Origin of the sequence: Delftia sp. DT-2 (assembly GCF_028401915.1) — a bacterium.
Taxonomy (GTDB): Bacteria; Pseudomonadota; Gammaproteobacteria; order Burkholderiales; family Burkholderiaceae_C; genus Comamonas; species Comamonas tsuruhatensis.
In genome coordinates, this window is sequence record NZ_JAQOTI010000008.1 from 309,236 (window position 1) to 333,684 (window position 24,449).

General features: G+C 65.9%; 18 protein-coding genes. 11 read left to right on the forward strand and 7 right to left on the reverse strand.

Annotated features, from left to right (window positions below; all coding sequences use genetic code 11):
- Positions 1-588: 588 nt before the first annotated feature.
- Positions 589-2,763 (reverse strand): ATP-dependent DNA helicase DinG, encoded by a 2,175-nt coding sequence (gene dinG, locus PO605_RS16675; protein WP_272206655.1) that lies wholly within the window; start codon positions 2,761-2,763, stop codon positions 589-591.
- Positions 2,764-3,579: 816 nt separating this feature from the next.
- Here dinG and PO605_RS16680 point away from each other — a divergent pair.
- From PO605_RS16680 to PO605_RS16700, 5 genes are all read left to right on the forward strand, one after another.
- Positions 3,580-4,728 carry an efflux RND transporter periplasmic adaptor subunit gene (locus PO605_RS16680; protein WP_016454185.1) on the forward strand — a complete coding sequence of 383 codons (1,149 nt, stop codon included), beginning with the start codon at positions 3,580-3,582 and terminating at the stop codon, positions 4,726-4,728.
- A gap of 21 nt (positions 4,729-4,749) precedes the next feature.
- Positions 4,750-7,863 carry an efflux RND transporter permease subunit gene (locus PO605_RS16685; protein ID WP_016447267.1) on the forward strand — a complete coding sequence of 1,038 codons (3,114 nt, stop codon included), beginning with the start codon at positions 4,750-4,752 and terminating at the stop codon, positions 7,861-7,863.
- 196 nt (positions 7,864-8,059) lie between these two features.
- Positions 8,060-9,274, forward strand: a complete 1,215-nt coding sequence (locus PO605_RS16690; RefSeq protein ID WP_231574395.1) for a TolC family protein — start codon at positions 8,060-8,062, stop codon at positions 9,272-9,274.
- Between the two features lie 153 nt (positions 9,275-9,427).
- Positions 9,428-10,132, forward strand: a complete 705-nt coding sequence (locus PO605_RS16695) for a response regulator transcription factor (protein ID WP_017407046.1) — start codon at positions 9,428-9,430, stop codon at positions 10,130-10,132.
- Between the two features lie 4 nt (positions 10,133-10,136).
- Entirely contained in the window at positions 10,137-11,537 is a 1,401-nt protein-coding gene (locus PO605_RS16700; RefSeq protein ID WP_046239392.1) for a sensor histidine kinase, read from the forward strand.
- Between the two features lie 7 nt (positions 11,538-11,544).
- Here the strand turns inward: PO605_RS16700 and PO605_RS16705 are convergent, their stop codons facing one another.
- From PO605_RS16705 to PO605_RS16715, 3 genes are all read right to left on the reverse strand, one after another.
- Positions 11,545-11,943, reverse strand: a complete 399-nt coding sequence (locus PO605_RS16705) for a YkgJ family cysteine cluster protein (protein ID WP_013799932.1) — start codon at positions 11,941-11,943, stop codon at positions 11,545-11,547.
- A gap of 130 nt (positions 11,944-12,073) precedes the next feature.
- Positions 12,074-12,538: a MaoC family dehydratase gene (locus PO605_RS16710; RefSeq protein ID WP_034365445.1), complete on the reverse strand. Its 465-nt coding sequence runs from the start codon at positions 12,536-12,538 to the stop codon at positions 12,074-12,076.
- Between the two features lie 11 nt (positions 12,539-12,549).
- On the reverse strand, positions 12,550-13,521 hold the full coding sequence (locus tag PO605_RS16715; protein ID WP_047468275.1) for a tripartite tricarboxylate transporter substrate binding protein: 972 nt from the start codon (positions 13,519-13,521) through the stop codon (positions 12,550-12,552).
- 126 nt (positions 13,522-13,647) lie between these two features.
- Between PO605_RS16715 and PO605_RS16720 the strand changes: the two genes are divergently transcribed.
- Together PO605_RS16720 and PO605_RS16725 are read left to right on the forward strand one after the other, a co-directional pair.
- The gene (locus PO605_RS16720; protein ID WP_047468272.1) at positions 13,648-14,568 is read left to right on the forward strand and encodes a LysR family transcriptional regulator; all 921 of its coding nucleotides are present in this window, start codon (positions 13,648-13,650) and stop codon (positions 14,566-14,568) included.
- 94 nt (positions 14,569-14,662) lie between these two features.
- Entirely contained in the window at positions 14,663-15,808 is a 1,146-nt protein-coding gene (locus PO605_RS16725) for a CaiB/BaiF CoA transferase family protein (protein ID WP_082001449.1), read from the forward strand.
- Positions 15,809-15,889: 81 nt separating this feature from the next.
- Here PO605_RS16725 and gyrB read toward each other — a convergent pair whose 3' ends face one another.
- The 3 genes from gyrB to dnaA form a co-directional block, all read right to left on the reverse strand.
- Positions 15,890-18,469: a DNA topoisomerase (ATP-hydrolyzing) subunit B gene (gene gyrB, locus PO605_RS16730; RefSeq protein ID WP_047468267.1), complete on the reverse strand. Its 2,580-nt coding sequence runs from the start codon at positions 18,467-18,469 to the stop codon at positions 15,890-15,892.
- Positions 18,470-18,671: 202 nt separating this feature from the next.
- Positions 18,672-19,790: a DNA polymerase III subunit beta gene (dnaN, locus tag PO605_RS16735; RefSeq protein ID WP_016447260.1), complete on the reverse strand. Its 1,119-nt coding sequence runs from the start codon at positions 19,788-19,790 to the stop codon at positions 18,672-18,674.
- 121 nt (positions 19,791-19,911) lie between these two features.
- Complete coding sequence (gene dnaA, locus PO605_RS16740) at positions 19,912-21,318, reverse strand: chromosomal replication initiator protein DnaA (RefSeq protein WP_016447259.1); 1,407 nt, start codon at positions 21,316-21,318, stop codon at positions 19,912-19,914.
- Between the two features lie 414 nt (positions 21,319-21,732).
- Here dnaA and rpmH point away from each other — a divergent pair, with 414 nt between their 5' ends.
- The 4 genes from rpmH to yidC are packed head-to-tail and all read left to right on the forward strand — an operon-like array spanning position 21,733 to position 24,428.
- Positions 21,733-21,867, forward strand: coding sequence for a 50S ribosomal protein L34 (rpmH, locus tag PO605_RS16745; protein ID WP_012207856.1), 135 nt, complete (start codon positions 21,733-21,735; stop codon positions 21,865-21,867).
- A gap of 58 nt (positions 21,868-21,925) precedes the next feature.
- Positions 21,926-22,435 carry a ribonuclease P protein component gene (locus PO605_RS16750; protein ID WP_047217511.1) on the forward strand — a complete coding sequence of 170 codons (510 nt, stop codon included), beginning with the start codon at positions 21,926-21,928 and terminating at the stop codon, positions 22,433-22,435.
- The gene (gene yidD, locus PO605_RS16755) at positions 22,432-22,722 is read left to right on the forward strand and encodes a membrane protein insertion efficiency factor YidD (RefSeq protein ID WP_016447257.1); all 291 of its coding nucleotides are present in this window, start codon (positions 22,432-22,434) and stop codon (positions 22,720-22,722) included. The genes PO605_RS16750 and yidD overlap by 4 nt, the downstream gene beginning before the upstream one ends.
- Positions 22,719-24,428, forward strand: coding sequence for a membrane protein insertase YidC (gene yidC / locus PO605_RS16760; RefSeq protein ID WP_016447256.1), 1,710 nt, complete (start codon positions 22,719-22,721; stop codon positions 24,426-24,428). Before yidD ends, yidC begins: the two co-directional genes overlap by 4 nt.
- Positions 24,429-24,449 lie beyond the last annotated feature (21 nt).

Consider the following 24,449-nt stretch of genomic DNA (forward strand, 5'->3'; position numbering starts at 1 on the left):
CGACGGCCTTTTTCACGCCAGGCTGTGAACAACCAGGGAAAACTTCGAGGAAACGGCGTCTCTCGCACGGGCACATGCGGACACGCCAGAGGCCGCCGTTGTTCATTCAAAAAAATTCAATCCTTGATCTGGGCCCTGCCAGCGGCCTGTGCATCCGAATCAGGAGCAGTTGATCCAGCACTGGCAAGGGCAATCACGAAAAGTGATGGCTGCAGCACTGCAGGGAGAAAGGATGGGAATCAGGCCGTCTCTCCAACGGCCCGCAGACAGCGCAAACACCAGGCAGATGCCAGGACCCCTGCAGGGGCGCCAAAGCGCTTCCTGGGGCCGCCTGATGGCCTGTGGGCCGAGATCTACGGGGGTGTGGCCTGCGAGGTCGCGCAGGTCCTTTGAACCTGTTGCCGGGCGCCGCATGCATGAACGGATCCCGTGGAGTGAAGTTGCCCACAGGCTGTGTGCAAATGGCCTGTGGGCAATCGGGAGGATGGTTTTCAGGAAAATTGCCTGAAATCAAGGACTTGTGTGGATGGGGGAAGGTGGAGGAAACGGAGAGGGGCTGGTTTCCCCGTTCTTTCCACAGCTTTCGTCTCAGCGTGCCGGGCGGCGCTGCAGGGCAAAGGGCGGCAGGCCCTTGAGCAGCTGCTGGCCATAGCTGGTGTTCACCAGGCGCCGGTCATAGCAGTAGACATGGGCCTGGTCTTCCTCGGTGCGGATGGCGCGGCCCACCCACTGGGCCAGCCGTATCGCCGTGGCCGGCACCACGAGTTCGTTGAAGGGGTTGCGGCCGCTGCTGCGCAGCCATTCGGCGCGGGCCTCGCCCACGGGGTCGTCGGGCGGGGCAAAGGGCAGTTTGGTGATGAACAGGGACTCGCACAGTGCGCCGGGCAGGTCCAGTCCCTCCCCGAAGGACTGCATGCCGAAGATGATGGAGGGCTCGCCCATCTCCACGGCATCGCGGTGGCGTGCCAGCAGCAGGGCGCGGGGCATGGCCGTCTGCACCAGCACCTGCGAGCGCATGGCCGTGGACAGCGCATCCACCGCCAGGCGCATCTGCTCGCGCGAGGTGAACAGCACCAGGGCGCCGGCCTGCACACGGGACAGGTCGCCCAGCAGCGCATCCACCATCTCCTGGGTGAAGCGGGCGGCTTCCTTCGGATCGGCCACGGTTTCGCGCGCCACCAGGGTGCCCTGGCGCGCGTAGTCGAAGGGGCTGGGCACTTCCAGCGTGGTCACGGCCGCATCGTCGTGCAGGCCGGCCTCGCGTAGGAAGAAGTCGAATTGTCCACAGCTGGTCAAGGTGGCCGACGTGAGCACCGCGCCGCGCACCTGGGACCACAGGTGATGGCGCAGCGTGGCGCCGGGCAGGATGGGGCTGGCATGGGCCTTGACCACGATGTACTCGCCATCTGTCTCCAACGTGAACCATTTGGCATTGGGTACGCGGCTACTGTCGTCATCCTGCGCCGGCTGCTGCATCAGCAACTGGGCCGTGTCATAGACGGATTCCAGGCGGGGTGCCAGTGCGCCAACCTGTGCATAAGCTGCAGACAGCCTGCGTGCTTCCTCTGGATTGTCCTTGATGGCGGCGCGCAGCGCCTTGGAGATGGCGCGCAGCGCGTCCAGAAAGCTGTTGGCATGGTGGGCCGCCCTGCCCAGCGGCTCCAGCAGGGGCTCGGGCAGCATGCCGCGCGGCACGCGCACCCGGGCCGGCCCCCAGCTGTCCTTTTGTGACTTGAGCGTATCTCCGTACAGCTCCATCACCAGGCGCGCCAGTTCCTGCAGCTGCTGGCGCAGCTGGCTTGCATGGCTGGGCAGGTCGGCCAGTTCCTCCACTTCGACCAGGGTGTTCACGCGCAGGGCGCGGCTGGTCAGCTTGTCTATCCAGCCCAGGCGGCTCAGGTCCATCTCGCCGGCGAACTGGCCCAGCGCCGTGGCGGGCAGATGGTGGGCTTCGTCCAGCACCAGAAGGCAGTTGTCCAGCTCGGGCAGCAGCCGCGCGCCCAGGGAGGACAGCAGCAGATCGTGGTTGGCCACGATGACCTGGGCGGCCACCAGGTCCTTGCGGCGCTCGTAGTAGACGCAGTTGCTGAAGGCCGGGCAGTGCTTGCCCGTGCAGGACGAGGATTCAGCCGCCACGGGGCTCCAGGCCTCGGCCTCGGGCGGGGTTTCCAGAGAGTCGCGGTCGCCGTCCCAGGCCTGGCTGGCCAGCGCGTTGGCCATGCTTTTGTAGAACTGCATGCGCGCCTCCAGCTCCAGGGCCGGGCGTGCCACGCGGCTTTGGGCCTGGGCCTTTTCCTCGGCGAACAGATCGTCCAGATCCTCGTCCTGGGCCTCGCCGGTGCTGGCCAGCCGCTCCAGCTTCAGTTTGCAGACAAAGCGGCCCCGGCCCTTGGCCAGCGCGAACTTGAAAGGCTGCTCCAGCTGCTGGGCCAGCGCGGGCAGATCCTTGTTCACCAGCTGTTCCTGCAGCGCCACGGTGGCCGTGGAAATCAGCACCCGGGTGCCGCGCGCCAGCGCCATCGAAATGGCGGGAATGCTGTACGCCAGCGATTTGCCCACCCCCGTTCCGGCCTGCACCACGGCAATGGACCGGGTGGGCTCCGGCGCGCCCTCATCGATTTTTCCCAGCTGGGCCTGGCTGAAGGTCTGCGCGACCTGGGCTGCCATTTTTCGCTGCCCCTCACGATTTCGGAACCCCGGGATGGCTCCGACCACGTCATCGAAGGATTTCAGGGCTTGGTCAGCCCATTTTTTTTCATGCATTTCGGCGTATTTCGACCAGATGGATCACTTTGGTCCGTCTGTTTATAAGGATTCGTACAGTGATATGTATTAAATAAGATGCGAAATCTTATGGAATACAGCGCACAAAGCGCGTTTTTCGTATGCCGTACAGCCTACAAGCTGCACGTCATATGGATCACTGCACCCGCCAATCGCATGTGCGTACAGGTGGGTATCGGTGGCCGGGATGGACATCTGTCCACCGGCTGTTCCTGGATTGTTCCCATGGCCGTTGATGGCTGTGCGCGTGGCTGCATCCACAGTCTTGCCCACAGCTGCCAGGGTGTGCGGCCTGTGGTCAATCTTGTGTGCATGCTGTTGGCATGCCTGTGGATTGATGGAGTGATTGTCGCGATTCATCGTTGATTTGCAACGAATTTTTCGCGGATTCAGGTTTGCTGCAATTTGCAGAAGGTGATGGAAGTTGTCACCACTGTGGAAAACAGGGCCTGTGCAGATCTCTGGCTTTGCAGGGTGCATTTTTCCCCGGGATATCCACAGGTCTGCCGCCGCTGCGGCCTGGCCTGGGTCCCACGCCAGGCGGCAGGTCCGGGGCCGCGCAGGCTGTGCGCCGCGGACCGCGCCGGATCTCGCAAAAGTCCGGCAAAGGCACAGACCATCCCCGCCGGGAACAGGTCCCGGGGGCGAGCCCAGGGCATGCGAGTGCCTTACCAAACGGTAATGAAGGCTTCACGCACGCCGGAAGATGCGTTTTCTAGCATCTGTTTCATCTCAGGAGACAAGGGTCGGCTCGCTGCAGTCCCTGCGCTCCAGGCATGGATTGAAGGGGCAAGAATGATCAAGACACTTGCGGGCCTGCCCACGGCAGCCCGGTTTCCGGCGGCCTCGGCATGCGCCGTCATCGCCGTGGCCTGCCTTGTGGCGGGCTGCGATGCATCCAAGGCATCGGCACAGAACGAGCCTGCCGCTCAGGCACCCGCGCCCGCCGGCGTGGTGCGGGTCAAGCCCGAGTCGCTGAAGATGCTGGACATCGCCGCGGTGGCCGATCCGCAGGGCACGCAGATGGCCTGGGCGCCGGCGCGCGTGACCTTTGCCGAGGACCGCGTGGCGACCGTCTCTGTGCCGCTGGCCGCGCGCGTGGTGTCGGTTCGTGCCCACGTGGGTGACATCGTCAAGGCCGGCGACGAGCTGGCCACCCTGGTCAGCCCCGAGGCGCTGCGCGTGCGCTACGAGGTGGAAGCTGCCCGCAGCGCGCATGACGTGGCCACCGTGGAAGTGCGGCGCCAGCAGACCATGGTGGACAAGGGCGTGGGCGTGGAGGTGGATCTGCGCGCGGCCCAGGCAAAGCTGCGCGAGTCGGCCCAGGAGCTGGCGCGTGCCCAGGGCACGTCGGCGCTGCTGGGGCAAGGCGGCGGCGACCGGCTGGTGCTGCGTGCGCCGCGCGCCGGCGTGGTGGCCGAGCGCAAGGCCGTGGTCGGCGCCTCGGTCGAGCCCAGCGGCGAGCTGTTCCTGATCGGCGATCCCGCCGCCATGAACGTGGTGGCCGATGTCTTCGAAAGCGATCTGCCCGGCATCCGCCTGGGCAGCGCCGTGCAGGTCGATGTGCCGCAGCTGCCCAAGCCCCTGACCGGCACGGTGCGCCACCTGGGCGCCACGCTGGACAAGGAATCGCGCCGCGCCTCCGTCATCGTGCAGCTCGATGCGCAAAACCCCGTGCTGCGCTCCGGCATGCAGGCGCGCGTGGGCCTGCAGGTCTCCAACGAGCACGAGATGCTGATCCCCGTGACGGCCGTGCTCATCAAGGATGAAAGCCGCAGCATCGTCTTCGTGCAGACCGGCGAGCTGCAGTTCGAGGCCCGCACCGTGGTGCTGGGCCGGCCCTCGCGCGGCATGGTGCCCGTGGTGTCGGGCCTGAAGTCGGGTGAGAAGATCGTCGTGCGCGGTGGCCTGCTGCTCGACGGCGCAGCCAGCCAGCTGCTCTGATCGCGGCAAGGAGTCCCATCAATGCTGCGTTCCCTGATAGCGTTTGTGGTGCACCGGCGGCTCGTCGCCCTGTGCGCCACCCTGATCATCGCCATCTATGGCGTGTATTCGTACCTGCACACGGCCATCGAGGCCTATCCCGATGTGACCAATGTGCAGGTGGGCGTGATTGCCCAGGCGCCGGGCCTGGCCCCCGAGGAGGTGGAGCGCCAGATCACCCAGCCGCTGGAGCGCGAGCTCAACGGCACGCCGGGCCTGGTGTCGCTGCGCTCGGAGAGCTACTTCGGCCTGGCCATGATCAACCTCGTCTTCAATGACGAGGCCGACAGCTTCCATGCGCGCGCCGAGGTGTCGCAGCGCCTGCCCCAGGCCAATCTGCCCGACGGCGTCACGCCCGAGATGGCGCCCGACTACACGCCGCTGGGCAAGATCTTCTACTACCGCCTGAAGAGCGACCGCCACACGCTGGCGCAGCTGCGCACCGAGCAGGAATGGCGCGTGGTGCGCGTGCTCAAGCAGGTGCAGGGCGTGGCCGACGTGGTCAGCATCGGCGGCTTCGTCAAGGAGTACCACGTCGAGGTCGATCCCGAGAAGCTGTATGCGCTGGGCCTGTCGCTGGAAGACGTGAGCGATGCCCTGTCCAAGTCCAACCGCAACGTGGGCGGCGGCCTGATGCGCCGCGGCGAGCAGTCGCTGATCATCCGCGGCATCGGCCTGCTGCGCACGCCGCAGGAGATCCAGGGCGTGGTCGTGGCCATGCGCGGCAGCGCGCCCGTGACCATTGGCGACGTGGCGCGCGTGGTGCAGTCGCACACGCCGCGCCAGGGCTCGGTGGGCATGGACGATGCCGACGACGTGGTCCAGGGCATCGTGCTGCTCAAGCGCGGCGAGAACCCCTCGGTGGTGCTGGACCAGATCCATGCCAAGGTGGCCGCGCTCAATGACGGCGGCCTGCCCGAGGGCATGCACATGGAGACCAACTACGATCGCTCCGATCTGGTCGGCCACACGCTGGGCACGGTGCAGCACAACCTGCTGTTCGGCGCCACGCTGATCGTGGGCGTGCTGTGGCTGTTCCTGCGCAGCCTGCGCGGCTCGCTGATCGTGGCCACGGTGATCCCGCTGTCACTGCTGGTGGCCTTCATCGGCCTGCACCTGCTGGGCATGCCGGCCAACCTGATCTCCATGGGCGCCATCGACTTCGGCATCATGGTGGACGGCGCCGTGGTGCTGGCCGAGAACATCATCCGCAACGCCCGCCTGCGCAAGCCGCAGACGCAGGCGGACATGCGCCACATCATCATCGACTCGGCCGTGGCCGTGGCCAAGCCCACGCTGTTCGCCATGGCCATCGTGATCGCGGCGCTGATCCCCGTGTTCTCGCTGGAAAGCATCGAGGGCCGCATCTTCCGTCCGCTGGCCATGACCTACAGCTTCGCGCTGCTGGGTGCCCTGGTCTTCGCCATGGGCCTGGTGCCGGCGCTGTGCGCGCTGTTCCTCAAGCCCCAGCACGTAATGGTGGAAGAGCCCAAGATCTTCGACCGCGCGCACCACGGCTACCAGCACTGGATCGGCAGCCTGCTGGGCGCCGGGCGGCGCCGTGTCATGGTGGTGGTCGCCTCGCTGGCCATCCTGGTGGCGGCCGGCCTGTCGGCCGCCTGGCTGGGCACGGAATTCCTGCCCGAGCTCGATGAAGGCGACGCCTACGTGCTGGTGCAGATGCCGGCATCGATCTCGCTGGAAAAGGGCCAGGAAGTGCTGCGCGACGTGCGCCTGCGCCTGAAGACCTTCCCCGAGGTCATCACCGTCACCACCGAGCAAGGCCGTCCCGAGTCCGGCACCGACAACGAGACGCTGAACCTGGCCAAGGTGCTGGTGCGCCTGAAGGGCCACGGCGAATGGCGCAAGGGCCTGACCAAGCCCCAGCTCATCGAGCAGATGCGCGCCACGCTCAGCGAGATTCCGGGCGTGTCGTTCAACTTCGCCCAGCCCATCCGCGACAGCGTGGAGGAATCGACGTCCGGCGCGCGCGGCCAGGTGGTGCTCAAGGTCTTCGGCCCCGACATTCCGCAGCTGCGCTCCATCCTGCAGCAGACCGTGGACCTGGTGAAGGACATCGACGGCGTGGTCGACCTGGGCCTGTACCGCGACGCGCCTGCGCCCCAGGTGCACGTGGAGTTCGACCGCCAGGCGCTGGCGCGCCAGGGCATTGCCATGGAGACCGCGCAAAAGACGCTGGAGGCGGCGCTGGCCGGCAACATCTCCACCACGCTGTGGGAAGGCGAGTACCCCGTGCCCGTGCGCGTGCGCCTGCCCTACGTGGACCGCATGGACGAGGAACGCATCCGCAACATCGCCATCCCCCTGCCCAATGGCGCTGCGGGCGGCTCGGTGCCGCTGCACTCGGTGGGCCAGGTGGCCATCAAGATCGGCAACTCCTCCATCTTCCGCGAAGGCAATGCGCGCTACATGGCGCTCAAGTTCAACGTGGAAGGCCGTGACATCGGCTCCGTGGTCAAGGACACGCTGGCCACGTTCAAGAAGAACGTGAAGATCCCCGAAGGCTACCAGGCCGTCTGGGGCGGCGAGTGGGAGAACCAGCAGCGCGCGGCCGCGCGCCTGAAGATCGTGGTGCCGCTGTCGCTGATCATCGTCTACGCCCTGCTGTTCGGCGCGCTGGGCCAGGCGCGCAGCGCCGGCATCATCTTGCTGTGCGCGCCCTTCACCATGGTGGGCGGCATCGCGGCCCTGCACTTGGCGGGCATCGAGCTGTCCATCAGCGCGGCCATCGGCTTCATTGCCTTGCTGGGGCAGGTGGCGCTGGCCGGGCTGCTGGTGATCTCGGCCGTGGAGGAGCTGCGACGGCAGGGCATGCCCATGATGCAGGCCCTGGTCGAGGGCGCTGCCGAGCGCATGCGCTCCATCGTGCTCGTGGCGCTGCTGGCGCTGCTGGGCCTGCTGCCCATGGCGCTGTCCACGGGCGTGGGCAGCGAGACGCAAAAGCCCTTCGCCTCCGTGATCGTGGGCGGCATGGTGGTGCTGCCCCTGGTGGCCCTGGTGCTGCTGCCCGTGCTCTATGCGCTGCTGGGCCCCAAGAACATGTTGACGCAGGAAGAACTCGATGAAAAAGAGTAAGCACCCCCTGAGCGGCTGCGCCGCTTCCCCCTCTCTCGCTTCGCGGGAGGGGGACGACGCCATCGCCGCGAGGCGGCTCTTGCTTGGCGTCTCTGATTTGGGCCGTGCCGGTTTTGCGGGTCGTTCACCTTATCGGGCCCTGTTTGTGGCTGTGGCGCTGTGCTGGGGGACGGGTTCTGCGCTTGCGCAGCAGGCTGTGCCCGCTGTGCCGGCCATCACTGCGGCGCCTGCCTCCGAGGTGGCTCCGGCGGCTGCGCCGCAGCAGCCGGTGGGGATGCAGGAGTATCTGCAGATGGTGGTGCGCAACCAGCCCCAGCTGGCTGCGCAGCGGCTGCAGATCGGGATTGCGCAGGCGGACAGCCGCACGGCGGCGGCGTTTCCCAATCCTTCGGCGTCGTACAGCAGCAAGCCGGGCGAGAAGCAGTGGGGCATAGAGCAGCCGCTGCCCATCTTCGGCCAGCGGCGCCTGCGCATGGAGAACGCGCGCAAGGGCGAGACGGCGGCGCGCGCCAATGTCGAGGTGGCCGTGGCCACCACGCTCAACGATGCAGCCACGGCCTTCATTGATCTGCTGATGACGCAGCAGCGCCTGAAGGTCTGGCAAGAGGCGCAGGAGGCCCTGAACAGCGCGGGCAATATCGTGCGCGGACAGATCGAGGCCGGTGCGCGCAGCCGCTATGACGGCGCGCGCCTGAGCCTGCAGCAGGCCCAGATGGCCATGCAGGTCAGCCAGGCCCAGTCGGACTGGCAGGATGCCGCCTCGCACGCCGCCGCCCTGGCCGCCCTGCCCCAGTGGGCACCGCGCGCCACGGGCAGCCTGCAGGCCGTTCCCGTGGCCCAGCTGTTGCACGAGCAGGAACTTTGGGAGGCCGCGCGCCTGCGCCTGCCGGCCCTGGTGGCCGCCCAGGCCGAGCTGGACCAGCTGCGCCACAAGGTCGAACTGGAACGCCGCGAAGCCCTGCCCACGCCCAGCATCAGCGTGGCGCGGGTGCGCAACCGGCTGGACGGCAACTACAACCAGATCGGCGTGTCGGTGGAGCTGCCGCTGTTCGATCGCCGCGAAGGCCCCATCGCGCGTGCCCAGGTGGAGGCCGAGCAGGCCCAGCTGCGCTACGACGCCGCGCTGATCGAGGCGCGTACCGAGCTGCAGCGCGCCATCAGGCAGCTGAAGCTGCGCCGCGATGCCGTGCGCGCCTACGAAAAGCAGGGCCTGGCCCAGATCGCGCCGCTCAACCAGATGGCCCAGGATGCCTACAAGCTGGGCCAGGGCTCCATCCTGGAGCTGATCGATTCGCTGGGATCGATCAACGAGCACCGCCTGGAGCACCTGGACCTGGTCAAGGAAATGATGCTGGCCGAGTGGCAGGTGCGCGTGGCCAGCGGCGATCTGCCGATGTGGGCAGCGCCCTGACGGTTTCATGCGGCGCGGTGCTCTGGGATGCCGCGCGGCCCTGCCCCTAGCTGGAAAGAGGTGGTCAACATGCCGGCACCCCCACCGATCTCGGCGGAGTCTGGCGCGCCGTATAGTGTCTGCCTCAGTTTCGAGTCAGGCCCTGCCGCCCGCATGTACCGCTATCTCATCATCGAAGACGACGCGCTGAACGCGCGCTACATCGCCGAAGGCCTGCGCCAGCAGGGCGCGCAGGTGGCGGTGTGCAGCGATGGTGTGCAGGGCATCGCCATGGCCGTGGGCGAGAGCTGGGATGTGATCATCCTCGACCGCATGCTGCCCAACGGCTTCGACGGCCTGCAGATCCTGCAGACGCTGCGCTCCATGGGCAAGCAGACGCCGGTGCTGGTGCTCAGCGCCCTGTCGGCCACGGACGAGCGCGTGCGCGGCCTCAAGGCCGGCTGCGACGACTACCTGACCAAGCCCTTTGCCTTCTCCGAACTCTCGGCGCGCCTGGAGGCCCTGGTGCGCCGCGCCCAGATCCCGGCCCCTGCGCGCGAGATGCGCCTGGCCGACCTGCGGCTGAACCTGCTCACGCGCAGCGCCGAGCGCGCGGGCCAGCCGCTGGCGCTGCAGCCGCGCGAGTTCCGCCTGCTGGCCTTTCTGATGCAGCACGCGCACCAGATCGTCACGCGCACCATGCTGCTGGAGTCGGTGTGGGACTACCGGTTCGACCCGCAGACCAATGTCATCGACGTGCACATCAGCCGCCTGCGCGGCAAGGTGGACAAGGGCTTCGAGCCCGCGCTGATCCACACCGTGCGTGGCGTGGGCTACAGCCTGTCGGACCGGCCGCAGGACCTGCCGCAGGTGGCCTGATCCCATGTCGCTGGCCAAGCCCTGGAGCTCCACGGCCTTCCGGCTGGCACTGACCTACGGCGTGCTGCTGGTGCTGACCATGTCCATCGTGCTGTCGGTGTTCTACGTGCAGACCGTGGGCGTGCTGCGCATGCGCATGGACCGGCAGGCCGAGAACCACATGCGCCGCCTGGTCGAGCACCGCGACAAGTACGGCGAGCCCGCGCTGGAGGCCGAGATCCAGCAGACCCTGCTGGACGGCGTCAACACCGATACCGAAATCCTCATCCTCATGGATGGCGACGGCAATCCCATCATCGGCAACGCCGACGTGGTGCCCGCACGCCGCCTGACGGAGATGGGCGTGCGCGATCTCAAGGTGCGGCGCAACGGCCGCATCATCGCGGGCCGCGTGGCCGTGGCCCAGCTGTCCGACGGCAAGCTGCTGGCCGTGGGCAGCGACATGCAGGTGCAAAGCGATGTGGAGGAGCTGTTCGGCCGCGCCAGCCTGCTGGCCGGCCTGGTGGCCCTGGGCATGGCCGTGCTGGGCGCCGGGGCCTTCCGGCGCGTGGTGGAAGAGCGGGCCGCCGACATCCGCAGCACCATGGCGCGCGTGGCCACGGGCGACCTGCGCCAGCGCATTCCGGTCACGCGCCGCGACGATGAGTTCACGCTGCTCAACCGCGACATCAACACCATGCTGGACCGGCTGGAACTGCTGATGGACGGCATACGCCATGTCTCCAACACCATCGCCCACAACCTGCGCACGCCGCTGACGCGCATCCTGCTGCGCCTGCGCAATGCCCAGCAGGCCACGCCCGAGGAAAAGAACGAGACGCTGGCGCTGGTGGCCCAGGAAGTGGCCGAGCTGGGCGTGGTCTTCGACAAGCTGCTGCAGATTGCCGAAGTGGAAAGCGGCGCCAGCCGCAAGAACTTCGCGCCCGTGGACCTGCGCGCCCTGCTGGTCGACGTGGTGGAGTTCTACGAACCGCTGGTCGAGGACGCAGGCGGCGTGCTGCGGCTGCAGGTCGAAGGCACGCCCATGGCGCTGGGCGACGGGGACCTGCTGGCCAGCGCCGTGGCCAACCTCGTGGACAACGCCATCAAGTACGGATCACTGCCCGACAGCGACCACGGCGCCGACATGCTGCTGCGCGCGGGCGTGGCCCACGAACACGGCATGGACGGCGGCGCCTGGGGCGTGGAAATCATCGTGCAGGACCGAGGCCCCGGTGTGGACGCGCAGACGCGCGAGAAGATGAGCACCCGCTTTTACCGCGCCGAATCGGACCGCGAAGGCTACGGCCTGGGCCTGGCCAGCGTGCTGGCCATCGTGCAGCTGCACGGCGGCAAGCTGGGCTTCGAGAACATGCATCCGGGCCTGCAGGCGCGCATCTGGCTGCCCGGGTTGCCCACGGCCTGAAGCCGTTTCAGCGGTCCTTGTGACCGTAGGCGCAAAAGCCGGGCTTGGGGCCCTTCTTGGGGTGCAGGCGACAGGTTTCGGGCCGCTTGTCGTAGACCGTGCAGCGCCGCGACTTGGCATCCAGAAAATTGCAGTCCCCGCTGGCGCGCCGCGCCATGGTGAAGATGTTGTGCTTGGGGTTGTAGTGGTCGATCAGCCGCATCTTCATCAACCGCTTGGCGATGAGCTTGGGCTCCACGTTGTCCACCTCGAACGGATCCACCAGTTCCAGCCGCACCAGATCGGGCAGCTGCACCTCCAGCGGCATGGTGCAGCAGTTGGCCGCACAGCTGTCGCACATGCCGGGCTTGTATTTGCTCCAGGAGTCGAGGCGGTCGACGTCGACGATGCTGATGGGGGATCTCATGGTGGGGGGATGGGCGTGTGCAGGGCCGCTATTTTTCGCCAGAAAGCCCGGCGGCGGTTGCCGCGCCGGCGTAGCCAAGCGAGGGGGCGGGTCTTTGGGGGACGCCGCCCCTGCATCCATCCCCTGGCCTTCAGGCCGGCCGCTTCCTCAACAGGTATTTCTGAAACCCGTCGGACACCCGCTCGGCGCGCTGGTTCAGCACCTCGGTGGCCAGGGTCAGCACGCCCGTGGTGTTGCCGGGCTTGAGCTCGGACACCGTCAGCGTGCAGTACAGCGTGTCGCCTACATAAACGGGGGCCAGGAAGCGGCTGCCCTGCTCCAGAAAGCCCTTGAGCGATTCCTCGACCATGTGCGGGAACAGGCCGGCGCCTGCCGCCGTCTGTATGGCCACCTGGTAGCCGTGGGCCAGCATATGGGGCATGCCGCGCGCGCGGCAGTACTCCACGTCGTAGTGCACGGGATGGTTGTCGCCGCTGGCCAGCTGGAAGGCGGCGAACAGGGCGTCGGTCATGGTGCGCGATGGCAGGGCGAAGACCTCGCCCAGCGCGAAGTCTTCAAAGTAGCGCTGGGCGCACAGGGATGGATGGCGTGGCATGGCGACTCTCCTCAGTTCGCGCTCATGTGGGCGGCCCGGGCGACCTTGCCCCATTTGTCCAGCTCCTGCTTGAGGAAGGCGGCCAGCGCCTGGGGGCGCGGCTGCTTTTCCAGCACCAGGCCCATGTCGTAGGCCTTTTTCTGCAGCCCGGCATCGTCCACCGTGGCCTGCAGGCTGGACTGCAGGCGGGCAATCAGCGCTGGCGGCGTGCCTGCGGGGGCGAACACGGCGTTCCAGGTATAGGCCTCGTAGCCGGGCACCTGCTCGGCAATGGCAGGCGTGTCGGGCGTCTGCGGCAGGCGCTGGACCATGGTGGTGGCCAGCAGGCGCACCGTGCCCGCCTTGACCTGGGCCAGGCCCGTGGGCGCGCTGTCCAGCATGAAGGCCAAGTGCCCGCCTATGAGGTCCTGTATGGCTGGCGCACTGCCCCGGTAGGGCACATGCTGGGCCCGGGTGCCCGCCATCAGGTTCAGCAGCTCCGCGCCCAGGTGCGGTGCGCTGCCCACGCCCGCCGATGCATAGCTGACCTGGCCGGGCCGCGCCCGCAGATAGGCCAGGAAATCCGGCAGGCTCTGCACGGGCAGCCGCTTGTCCACCACCAGCACCAGCGGCGCCCTGGCGAGCAATCCCACAGGCGCGAAGTCTTCCTCCGTGCGGTAGCCCAGCTTGTCGTGGATATAGGGATTGACGGCATGCGCCACCGTGGTCAGCAGCAGGGTGTAGCCGTCAGGGGCTGCCTTGGCAACCGCCTCCGTGCCCACCAGGGTGCCGGCGCCCGTGCGGTTTTCGATCACCACGGGCGTGCCCAGCTTCTGGCTCCAGACATCGGCCATGGCGCGGCCGAAGGTGTCGGTGGGGCCGCCTGCCGCGTAGGGAATCACCAGCTTGATGGGGCGCGCCGGATAGTCCTGCGCTGCGGCCGCGCCTGCGGCCAGAAGCAGGGCGGTGAGAAGGGTTTGGCGTCTTGCCGTCTTGAAGTCCATAATTTTCTCCGTTGTCTCCTGGCGCCGACTATAGAAATGCGCTGCCAATGCAGCCAGTCGAATCATTGATAGGGCGGTTAGAAACCGTCTAACACCAAGGAAATGCTCCCGGCGGGCATGCAACGGATGCGATATGAATTGACGGATCTCAGGGTTTTCCTTGCGATTGCCCAAGCCAAAAGCCTCAGCGCAGGCGCGGCTGAAATGCATTTGACGGCGCCATCGGCCAGCTACCGGCTCAAGAATCTGGAGCAGGCCATGGGCGCATCGCTGTTTGAAAGAACGTCCAAAGGCATGGTGCTGACCCCGGCGGGAATGACGGTCAAGAAATACGCCGATTCCATTTTCGGCAGCGTGGACCGCCTGCACGGAGAAATGCAAAGACACATCAACGGAATATCAGGCCATATCCGCGTCTTTGCCAACAGCAGCACGCTGACGGGAATCGCGCCCGTGCTCAGCCGCTATCTGGCCCATTATCCGAACGTCAATGTGGACCTGGAGGAGCGCCTGAGCGAAGACACGGTGCGCGCCGTGCTCGACGGCAGTGCCGACGTGGGCCTGGTGGCTGGCCAGATCGATCTGCATGGCCTGCACGCCATCACCTATGGCCGCGATGAACTGGTGTTTGTGGTGCCCGCTGGCCACCCCTTGGCCGCCAGCAGCAGGGTGCCGCTGGAAACCGCGCTGACCTACGACCTGGTCTCGATCGGCCGCAAGACCAGCAACTTCCTCTACCTCCAAGGCATGGCATCCAGGCTGGGCATGAATCCCAGGGTACGTGTGCACGCACCAACATTCGAGGCCGTGCTGCAGTGCGTGCAGGAAGGCGTGGGCATTGCGCTGGTGCCGCGCTCCATTGCCCGGCCGGCGCTGCAGGCGCGCAGGCTGGCTGCCGTGGGCCTGGACGAGGCCTGGGCGCAGCGCGAGCAGAAGGTGGTCACGCGCGAACCCGAAACCCTGCCCGCCTATGCCCGCGATTTCGTGGCCTATGTGGCGGCCCAGCCTTTGCCCGAGGAAGGCGCCGTGCAGGAATCCCTGCCTTAGAAGATTTGGAATTCCGCTTAGAAAATGCCGACTGGCTGGGTGATGGTCGCACTTCTAGAATGCGGCGAATCGAATATTCGCCTCGTTCAAGAAAATGCAGACACGCCCATTGGATGGTTTGACGGTATTGGCCATGGAACACGCCGTGGCAGGGCCTTTTGCCAGCCGGCAACTGGCGGACCTGGGGGCCAGGGTCATCAAGCTGGAGCGATTGCCCGATGGGGATTTTGCGCGGGGCTATGACGACAAGGTCCATGGTGAATCATCCTTTTTTGTCTGGGCCAATCGGGGAAAGCAAAGCCTGGCCGCAGATATCAAGACCGCCGAAGGGAAGCATATCGTCGGGAAAATACTGGAAAAGGCCGATATCCTGATCCAGAACCTGGCCCCGGGTGCCATGCAGAGAATGGGCATGGATTTCGACAGCCTGCATGAGAAATATCCGCGTCTCATCGTCTGCGATATATCGGGCTATGGCGAAGGCGGCCCGCTCAGCGACAAAAAGGCCTACGACCTGCTGATCCAGGCGGCAGCCGGCCTGATCTCGGTCACGGGCACGCCCGACCAGCCCGCGCGCGTGGGCATTTCCATCGCCGACATCGCGGCCGGCATGTATGCCTACTCGGGCATGCTGTCCGCCCTGCTGCAGCGCGCCCGCACCGGCCGGGGCCTGCGCGTGGAGGTGTCCATGCTGGAGGCGCTGGCCGAATGGATGGCCTACCCGCTGAACTTCGCTCACTACGGCGGCGCGGCGCCTGCGCGCAGCGGGCTGACCCATCCTTCCATCGCGCCCTATGGCCAGTACACGGCCGGTGATGGCCAGAGCCTGATCTTCGGCCTGCAGAACGACCGCGAATGGCACAGCTTCTGCACCCATGTGCTGCAGCAGCCCGCGCTGGCGCAGGACACGCGCTTTGCCACCAACCTGCAGCGCGTGGCGCACCGCGCGGAACTCGATGCGGTGATCGCCTCCGTGCTGGCCTACCTGAGCCGCGAACAGGCCATGCAGCGCCTGGATGCAGGCGGCATCGCCAACGCGCCGCTCAACGACATGCACGCGGTCTGGAACCATCCGCAATTGCAGGCGCGCGAACGCTGGCGCGAGGTGGCCACGCCCGCCGGCAGCATCCAGGCCCTGCTGCCCCCGGCCACGCTGTCGGATGCCGAAGCCGCCATGGGCGCCGTGCCCGCGCTGGGCGAGCATACGCAGGTGCTGTGGGAGGAGTTTGGCGGGCGGTGAACATGGCCAGGGGCGCCAAGGTCCGGCCATGAAAAAAGCGCTCCTTGCAGAGCGCTTTTTGCAGTGTGCCGTTCGGCTGGATCAGACGTCGATATTGCCCGCCCGCAACGCATTCGTCTCGATGAAGTCCCGGCGCGGCTCCACCTCGTCGCCCATGAGCATGGTGAACACGCGGTCGGCCTCGATGGCGTCGCCGATCTGCACCTGCAGCAGGCTGCGCACGGTGGGGTCCATGGTGGTCTCCCACAGCTGCTCGGGGTTCATTTCGCCCAGGCCCTTGTAGCGCTGGCGGGCCGTGGTGCGTTCGGCCTCGTGCAGCAGCCATTGCATGGCCTGGCGGAAGTCGGTGGCCTTGTCGCTCTTGGCCTTCTCGCCTTCGCCGCGCGTGACCTTGGCGCCTTCGCCCAGCAGGCCGTTGAAGTTCTGGGCTTCGTCGGCCAGTGCGGCGTAGTCGTGGCTGCGCACGAACTCCTGGGTGAGGATGGAGCTCTTGATGTTGCCGTGGTGGTGGCGGCTGATGCGCAGCACGGGCTTTTCGGAGACCGGGTCGATTTCGGCCGTGACCTCGGCGGGCACGCCCGTGGTGGTCAACTCGCGCAGCTTGGCCTCCAGGATGGGGGCGCAGGCCTGTGCCGCCTCGATGCTGTCCAGCGTGATCTGCACGCCGTCGGCGATGGCGCGCAGGGCCTCGGCATCCATGAAGTTGGACAGGCGGTCGATGACGGTCTCGGCGGCCAGGTGCATGTTGGCCAGCTTGGCCAGTTCCTCGCCGTCCAGCGTGCGCGGGTTGGCGCCGCCGGTGCTGACGCTGGCGTTCATCAGCGCGATGCGCAGCAGGTACTGGTTGAGCGCGGGGCCGTCCTTGATGTACAGCTCTTCCTTGCCGTTCTTGACCTTGTACAGCGGTGGCTGGGCGATGTAGATGTGGCCGCGCTCGACCAGGTCCGGCATCTGGCGGTAGAAGAAGGTCAGCAGCAGGGTGCGGATGTGGGCGCCGTCCACGTCCGCGTCGGTCATGATGATGATGCGGTGGTAGCGCAGCTTGTTGGGGTCGAAGTCGTCGCTGCCGCTCTTGCCCGATTCGGCCGTGGCCTTGCCGATGCCGGTGCCCAGGGCCGTGATCAGGGTGACGATTTCGTTGCTGGACAGCAGCTTCTCGTAGCGGGCCTTTTCCACGTTCAGGATCTTGCCGCGCAGCGGCAGGATGGCCTGGAACTTGCGGTCGCGACCTTGCTTGGCGGAGCCGCCGGCGGAGTCACCCTCGACGATGTAGATCTCGCACAGCGCCGGGTCCTTTTCCTGGCAGTCGGCCAGCTTGCCGGGCAGGCCCATGCCGTCGAGCACGCCCTTGCGGCGCGTCATCTCGCGGGCCTTGCGCGCGGCTTCGCGGGCACGTGCGGCATCGACGATCTTGCTGCACAGGATCTTGGCGTCGCCCGGCTTTTCTTCCAGGTAGTCGGTCAGCGCCTTGGCGACGATGTCTTCCACGGGCGCGCGCACTTCGCTGGAGACCAGCTTGTCCTTGGTCTGGCTGCTGAACTTGGGTTCGGGCACCTTCACGGACAGCACGCAGCACAGGCCTTCGCGCATGTCGTCGCCGCTGACTTCGACCTTGGCCTTCTTGGCCAGTTCGTTCTGCTCGATGTACTTGCCGATCACGCGCGTCATGGCCGCGCGCAGGCCCGTCAGGTGGGTGCCGCCGTCGCGCTGCGGGATGTTGTTGGTGAAGCACAGCACCTGCTCGGCGTAGCTGTCGTTCCACTGCATGGCGACTTCGACGCCGATCTCGGTGCCGGGGATGCCGCCGTAGCTTTCGGCAGGGCGGCTGCCTTCGGCGTGGAAGGCCGTGGGATGCAGCACCTTCTTGTTGGCGTTGATGAACTGCACGAAGCCCATGACGCCGCCGGCGCCGGAGAAGTCGTCTTCGCGGCCGTCGCGCTCGTCCTTGAGGCGGATGCGCACGCCGTTGTTCAGGAAGGACAGTTCGCGCAGGCGCTTGGCCAGGATCTCGTAGCGGAACTCATGGTTCTGCGTGAAGATTTCCGTGTCGGGCAGGAAGTGGACCTTGGTGCCGCGCTTGTCGCTCTTGCCGACCACGCGCATGGGCGAGACCTCGACGCCGTCCACGATCTCGATCGGGCGGTTCTGCACCTGGCCGCGCGAGAAGTCGATTTCGTAGACCTCGCCATCGCGGCGCACGCTGAGCTTGAGCCAGATGGACAGCGCGTTCACGCAGGACACGCCCACGCCGTGCAGGCCGCCCGAGACCTTGTAGCTGTTCTGGTTGAACTTGCCGCCCGCGTGCAGTTCGGTGAGGGCGATTTCGGCCGCCGAGCGCTTGGGCTCGTGCTTGTCGTCCATCTTCACGCGCGTGGGGATGCCGCGGCCGTTGTCGATGACGGACAGGGAGCCATCGGCATGGATGGTGACAAGGATGTCGTCGCAGTAGCCGGCCAGGGCTTCGTCGATGGAGTTGTCCACCACTTCGAAGACCAGGTGGTGCAGGCCCGTGCCATCGGAGGTGTCGCCGATGTACATGCCGGGGCGCTTGCGCACGGCCTCCAGGCCTTCGAGGATCTGGATCGCACCTTCGCCATAGCCGCTGGAGTCTGAGCCTTCGGGGGCAATGGTCTGGTTTTCTGGCTTGTTCTCGTCGGTCATGGAAGGCCCTGGGGTAGTTCCGTCGGAAGCTGTCGCTTCGCTTGAAAATGTTCGATTCGGCCGCTGGCGCGGTGCGTAGGGACGCGCGCTGCGGGCTACGAGTCGGATAGGGTGGTTGCGCGCCTTGCACCGGCTTGTGCCACCGGGCGGCGGGTGCAGGGGCTGCGCAATGTGTCAGGCATCGGGTAGGTGTGGCGCGCGCTCAGATGCGCATCGGCATCACGACGTACTTGAAGCTGTCGTTCTCGGGGATGGTCAGCAGCGCCGAGCTGTTGCCGTCCTGCAGGTCGATCCTGATCATGTCCTGGCCCATGTTGGACAGGGCGTCGATCAGGTAGGTGACGTTGAAGCCGATCTCGATGGTGTCGCCACCGTAGTCGATGTCCAGCTCGTCCATGGCCTCTTCCTGCTCGGCGTTGTTGGAGGCCACGCGCAAGGTGCCGGGCTCCACCGTCAGGCGCACGCCCTTGAACTTGTCGCTGGTCATGATGGCCGTGCGCTGCAGGCTGGCCAGCAGCGGGGCGCGGCCCAGGGTCACGCTGTTGGTGTGGTTGCGCGGGATGACGCGGTTGTAGTCGGGGAACTTGCCCTCGACCAGCTTGGTCACGAACTCCATGCCGCCGAAGGTGAACTTGGCCTGGTTGTTGGCGAACTGCATCTCGATGTGGGGCTGGTTCTCGCCGCCGGCATCCGACAGCAGGCGCTGCAGCTCCAGCACGGTCTTGCGCGGCAGGATCACTTCCTGCTTGGGCACTTCCACGTCCAGCTGGCTGCTTGCAAAGGCCAGGCGGTGGCCGTCGGTGGCCACCAGGGACAGCTGCTTGCCCTCGGCCACGAACAGGATGCCGTTGAGGTAGTAGCGGATGTCCTGCACGGCCATGGCGAAGGAGACCTGGCCCAGCAGGTCCTTGAGCACCTTCTGCGGCACGCTGAACGACGGGCCGAAGGCCGCAGCCTCCTGCACCAGCGGGAAGTCCTCGGCCGGCAGGGTCTGCAGCGTGAAGCGGCTCTTGCCGCCCTTGAGCACCATCTTGGCCTGCTGGGTCTCCAGGCTCACGGTCTGGTCGCCGGGCATGGTCTTGAGGATGTCGATCAGCTTGCGCGCGCCCACGGTGGTGGTGAAGTCGCCGGTGTCGCCGCCGAGTTCGGCGGTGGTGCGGATCTGGATTTCCAGGTCGCTGGTGGTCAGCTGCAATGCGTTGCCGGTCTTCTTGATCAGCACGTTGGCCAGGATGGGCAGCGTGTGGCGGCGTTCGACGATGCCGGACACCGATTGCAGGACCGCGAGAACTTTGTCTTGTGTGGCTTTCAGGACGATCATGTCAACCTCTGATTTAAGGATGCGGGTCTCGGTGGGAGCGGCGGCTCACACATGAGCCCCCTCTTGCCGCTCGAATCCCCCATTTTGCCGCGTACGCAGGGCCTGAACGGGGGAGTTTTCATCAACCTTTGAGAGTTTGCTCCAGCACGTGCAGCTGCTGGTTCAGCTCGGTCAGCTGCTGGCGTTCGCCGGCGATCTTGCGCACCGCGTGCAGCACGGTGGTGTGGTCGCGTCCGCCGAACAGCTCGCCGATCTCGGGCAGGCTCTTCTGGGTCAATTCCTTGGCCAGGTACATGGCAATCTGGCGCGGCCGGGCAATGCTGGCCGGGCGCTTCTTGCTGTACATGTCGGCCACCTTGATCTTGTAGTAGTCGGCCACCGTCTTCTGGATGTTTTCCACGCTGATCTGGCGGTTCTGGATGGACAGCAGATCACGCAGGGCCTCGCGGGCCAGCTGGATGGAGACTTCCTTCTGGTTGAAGCGCGAATAGGCCAGGATCTTGCGCAGCGCGCCTTCGAGCTCGCGCACGTTGGAGCGCACGTTCTTGGCCACGAAGAAGGCGACTTCCTCGGGCATCTCGGCGTTCTCGGCGCGGGCCTTGTTGATCAGGATGGCCACGCGCATCTCCAGCTCGGGCGGCTCGATGGCCACCGTCAGCCCGGAGTCGAAGCGCGAGACCAGCCGCTCGTGGATGTTGGCCAGACCCTTGGGATAGGTGTCCGAGGTCATCACGATGTGGCTCTTCTTGGCCAGCAGGGCCTCGAAGGCGTTGAAGAACTCCTCCTGCGTGCGGTCCTTGTTGGCGAAGAACTGCACATCGTCGATCAGCAGCAGATCCAGCGAGTGGTAGCGCTCCTTGAATTCGTCAAAAGTGCGGCGCTGGTAGGCCTTGACCACATCCGAGACGAACTGCTCGGCGTGGATGTAGAGAACTTTCGCGTCGGGCTTGTCGGCCAGCAGCTTGTTGCCCACGGCATGCACCAGGTGGGTCTTGCCCAGGCCCACGCCGCCGTAGATGAACAGCGGGTTGTACAGGTGGCCGGGCGAGCCCGCCACATGCATGGCGGCCGAGCGTGCCATGCGGTTGGCCGTGCCTTCCACCAGGGTTTCAAAGGTCAGCGCGGCGTTCAGGCGCGTACGGAAGACCGGCGCTGCCGCGTCTTCGCCAGTGACCGTGGGCACCGAGGTGACAATGGTTTCCGGTGGGGCCGAGCGCTCGCTGGAAGATGGGCGAACATAAGTACGCACAACGCTTTCCCGTTGAGCGAGCGCTAACTCAAGTGTCACCGGCTGGCCATAGAGCGACTCCAGCATGGCCGAGATGCGGCCTGCATATTGGGCGCGGATCCAGTCGAGCTTGAAGCGGTTGGCCACGTAGACGGTGACTTTGGAGAAGTCTTCGGCGACGTGCGCGGTCAGGGGCTTGATCCAGGTGTTGAACTGCTGCTCAGGCATTTCCTGCCCCAGTTGCTCAACGCAGACTTGCCACAGGCCCTGGCCTGCATCGTTCGTAGGTTCCTCTGTCATTGTCGAAGTCTAGTTGTGGATAGGAGGAACTGTTGCGAGGCTGCCATTGTAGCTTTTGCGGAAGTTATCCACAAAATATCAGGAGCTTGTCCTCTGCCCTGTCGCAAAATGGGCAGGCATCCTTCGGGTTCGAAGGGCATTGCATCAAGTGGGCAACGCTGTGATAATCGCGGGTTTCCCTGAATGTGTTCAGGGTGATATGTCCCGCCCGTCTGCATCGGGTCTGCATGCTGCTGCTGGTTGCCTTGGGCGAAACCTTCCCGGTTCGCGCTCCTGGCCGCACATGGCAAGTGCATCGTGCAGATTTTTGGCAGGTGGCCTGGCGGTTTGCCTTTGTGGCGGCTGCTGGCTGCACTGCGTGTAGCGTGCCGGATACGGGACCGGTGCAAAACTGAACCTTCTCTAGGAACCAACATGAAACGTACTTACCAACCCTCCAAGACCCGTCGCGCCCGCACCCACGGCTTTCTGGTCCGCATGAAGACCAAGGGCGGCCGCGCCGTGATCAACGCTCGCCGCGCCAAGGGCCGCAAGCGTCTGGCCGTCTAAGGCCAGCCATTGCTGGGCGGTTTGCTCGCTGCACTGAACCCCTGAAAGGGGTGCTGGAATGCAACGGCTGAAAACACGTCCGCAGTTTCAGGCCGCCATGGCTGCCGGTACGGTTTCGCGTACCGCGCACTTCGCCCTGCACCGTCTCGTTCTGACGGAGCAGGTCGCTGCCATGCCGCCACCGACAGGGCCCGGATCGCAAGATCCGCAGGCCCTGTTCGGCGTTGGCGCGGTGCGCCGGGATGCCTGGCTGGGTGCCATGGTGCCCAAGCGCTGGGCGCGCCGATCGGTGACACGCCACACCATCAAGCGGCAGATCTACGCCGTGGGCGGCGAGCACGAGGCCTTGATGCTCCATGGCGCGCATGTGGTGCGATTGCGCTCGGGCTTTGACCGGCGCCAGTTCGTGAGCGCCACGTCCGATGTGCTCAAGCAGGCGGTTCGTGCCGAGCTGCAGCAGCTGTTCGCCCATGCCGCGAAACGCCTGTCGCAGCCGGCACCCGGGTTGCCTCAGCCAGCGCAGGAGCCGGCCGCTGCCGCTGGCGAGCCTGCCGGAGCCACGCCATGATGCAGCGGCTGCTGATGGCGCTGGTGCGTGGCTATCGGCTGATGCTCAGTCCCTGGCTGGGCTCGGCCTGCCGCTTCACGCCGACCTGCTCTGCCTATTCCCTTGAAGCGCTGGAGCAACACGGCGCTGCGGTAGGCTCCTACCTGACACTGCGCCGACTGGCGCGCTGTCATCCGTGGTGTGACGGGGGGCATGACCCTGTGCCAGAGCACAAGCCCAGGCTGTTCACCAGCCTGACGGCTGCGCCCGAAAACACCCAACCTTCCTCACCTAAGAAGTCTTCATGAACGATATTCGCCGCACCATCCTGTGGGTGATATTTGGCTTTTCGCTGGTCTTGCTATGGGACAAATGGCAAGTGCACAACGGCAAGAAGGCCACTTTCTTCCCCGCGCCGGCCGTGGCCACGGCCCCGGCACCTGAAACGGGCAAGGCGCCCGGCGACGCCAGCGTGCCCTCGGCAGCGACTGCGGCAACGGCCGGTGCCGGCGAAGTGCCTGGCGGCGCTGCCGCGCCCGAGGCTGCTCCGCGCCAGAACGTGACCATCAGCACCGACGTGCTGCGCCTGACCTTCGACAGCCAGGGCGGCACGCTGCGACATGCCGAGCTGCTCAAGTACGCCGATTCCGCCCACAAGGACAAGCCGGTCGTGCTGTTCGACGAGAGCGTGCACCGTGTGTACCTGGGCCAGTCGGGCCTGATCGGCGGCGGTTTCCCCACGCACAAGACGACCATGACCGCGCTGCCCGGTGCACGCGAGCTCAAGGACGGCGAGGACCAGATGGAGCTTCGCTTCGAGTCGCCCGACATGGGCGGCGTGAAGCTGGTCAAGATCTGGACGCTCAAGCGCGGTGCCTACGACATCGGCGTGCGCCATGAAGTGGTGAACACCGGCACGACTGCCGTGAACCCGCAGCTGTACCTGCAGCTGGTGCGCGACGGCAACAAGCCCGAAGGCGAAGAGTCCACCATGTACTCCACCTTCACGGGCCCGGCCGTCTACACCGACGAGAAGAAGTACCAGAAGGTCGAGTTCAAGGACATCGAAAACGGCAAGGCCAGCGTCGAGAAGTCGTCCTCGGGCGGCTACGTGGCCATGGTCCAGCATTACTTCGCCAGCGCTTGGCTGCTGGCCGAAGGCGTGCAGCGCGAGAACTTCCTGCGCAAGGTGGACAGCAACCTCTACGCCGTCGGCATGATCACGCCCGTGGGCACCATCGAGCCCGGCCAGAGCAAGAGCGTGGAAGCGCGCCTGTTTGCCGGACCCCAGATCGAAAAGCGCCTGGAGGCTCTGGCCCCCGGCCTGGAACTGGTCAAGGACTATGGCTGGCTGACCATCCTGGCCAAGCCGCTGTACTGGCTGCTGGACAAGCTGCACGGTTTCCTGGGCAACTGGGGCTGGTCCATCGTGGCCCTGGTGCTGCTGCTGAAGATCGCCTTCTACTGGCTCAATGCCAAGGCCTACTCCTCGATGGCCAAGATGAAGGCCATCAACCCGCGCATCATGGAAATGCGCGAGCGCCTCAAGGACAAGCCCCAGCAGATGCAGCAGGAGATGATGCGCATCTACCGCGAGGAAAAGGTCAACCCCATGGGCGGCTGCCTGCCCATCATCATCCAGATCCCGGTGTTCATCGCGCTGTACTGGGTGCTGCTGTCCAGCGTGGAAATCCGCAACGCCCCCTGGATCGGCTGGATCACCGACCTGTCGGCCAAGGACCCGCTGTTCATCCTGCCCGTGCTGATGACCCTGTCGTCGCTGCTGCAGACCGCGCTGAACCCCGCTCCGCCGGATCCGATGCAGGCCAAGATGATGTGGATCATGCCCCTGGTCTTCAGCGTGATGTTCTTCTTCTTCCCGGCCGGCCTGGTGCTGTACTGGCTGACGAACAACATCCTGTCCATTGCCCAGCAGTGGATCATCAACACCCGCATGGGCGTGCCGCCGCAGTTCAATCTGCCCAACTTCGGCAAGACCAAGCCTGCCAAGTAAGCCTGCGAAGGCCCTGGCTCC

Bases quoted from the DNA above. Each gene is read 5' to 3' on its own strand.
- dinG (WP_272206655.1), bottom strand. From the start codon at position 2,763: ATGCATGAAAAAAAATGGGCTGACCAAGCCCTGAAATCCTTCGATGAC.
- PO605_RS16680 (WP_016454185.1), top strand. From the start codon at position 3,580: ATGATCAAGACACTTGCGGGCCTGCCCACGGCAGCCCGGTTTCCGGCG.
- PO605_RS16685 (WP_016447267.1), top strand. From the start codon at position 4,750: ATGCTGCGTTCCCTGATAGCGTTTGTGGTGCACCGGCGGCTCGTCGCC.
- PO605_RS16695 (WP_017407046.1), top strand. From the start codon at position 9,428: ATGTACCGCTATCTCATCATCGAAGACGACGCGCTGAACGCGCGCTAC.
- PO605_RS16700 (WP_046239392.1), top strand. From the start codon at position 10,137: ATGTCGCTGGCCAAGCCCTGGAGCTCCACGGCCTTCCGGCTGGCACTG.
- PO605_RS16705 (WP_013799932.1), bottom strand. From the start codon at position 11,943: ATGAGATCCCCCATCAGCATCGTCGACGTCGACCGCCTCGACTCCTGG.
- PO605_RS16710 (WP_034365445.1), bottom strand. From the start codon at position 12,538: ATGCCACGCCATCCATCCCTGTGCGCCCAGCGCTACTTTGAAGACTTC.
- PO605_RS16715 (WP_047468275.1), bottom strand. From the start codon at position 13,521: ATGGACTTCAAGACGGCAAGACGCCAAACCCTTCTCACCGCCCTGCTT.
- PO605_RS16720 (WP_047468272.1), top strand. From the start codon at position 13,648: ATGCGATATGAATTGACGGATCTCAGGGTTTTCCTTGCGATTGCCCAA.
- PO605_RS16725 (WP_082001449.1), top strand. From the start codon at position 14,663: ATGCAGACACGCCCATTGGATGGTTTGACGGTATTGGCCATGGAACAC.
- gyrB (WP_047468267.1), bottom strand. From the start codon at position 18,469: ATGACCGACGAGAACAAGCCAGAAAACCAGACCATTGCCCCCGAAGGC.
- dnaN (WP_016447260.1), bottom strand. From the start codon at position 19,790: ATGATCGTCCTGAAAGCCACACAAGACAAAGTTCTCGCGGTCCTGCAA.
- dnaA (WP_016447259.1), bottom strand. From the start codon at position 21,318: ATGACAGAGGAACCTACGAACGATGCAGGCCAGGGCCTGTGGCAAGTC.
- rpmH (WP_012207856.1), top strand. From the start codon at position 21,733: ATGAAACGTACTTACCAACCCTCCAAGACCCGTCGCGCCCGCACCCAC.
- PO605_RS16750 (WP_047217511.1), top strand. From the start codon at position 21,926: ATGCAACGGCTGAAAACACGTCCGCAGTTTCAGGCCGCCATGGCTGCC.
- yidD (WP_016447257.1), top strand. From the start codon at position 22,432: ATGATGCAGCGGCTGCTGATGGCGCTGGTGCGTGGCTATCGGCTGATG.
- yidC (WP_016447256.1), top strand. From the start codon at position 22,719: ATGAACGATATTCGCCGCACCATCCTGTGGGTGATATTTGGCTTTTCG.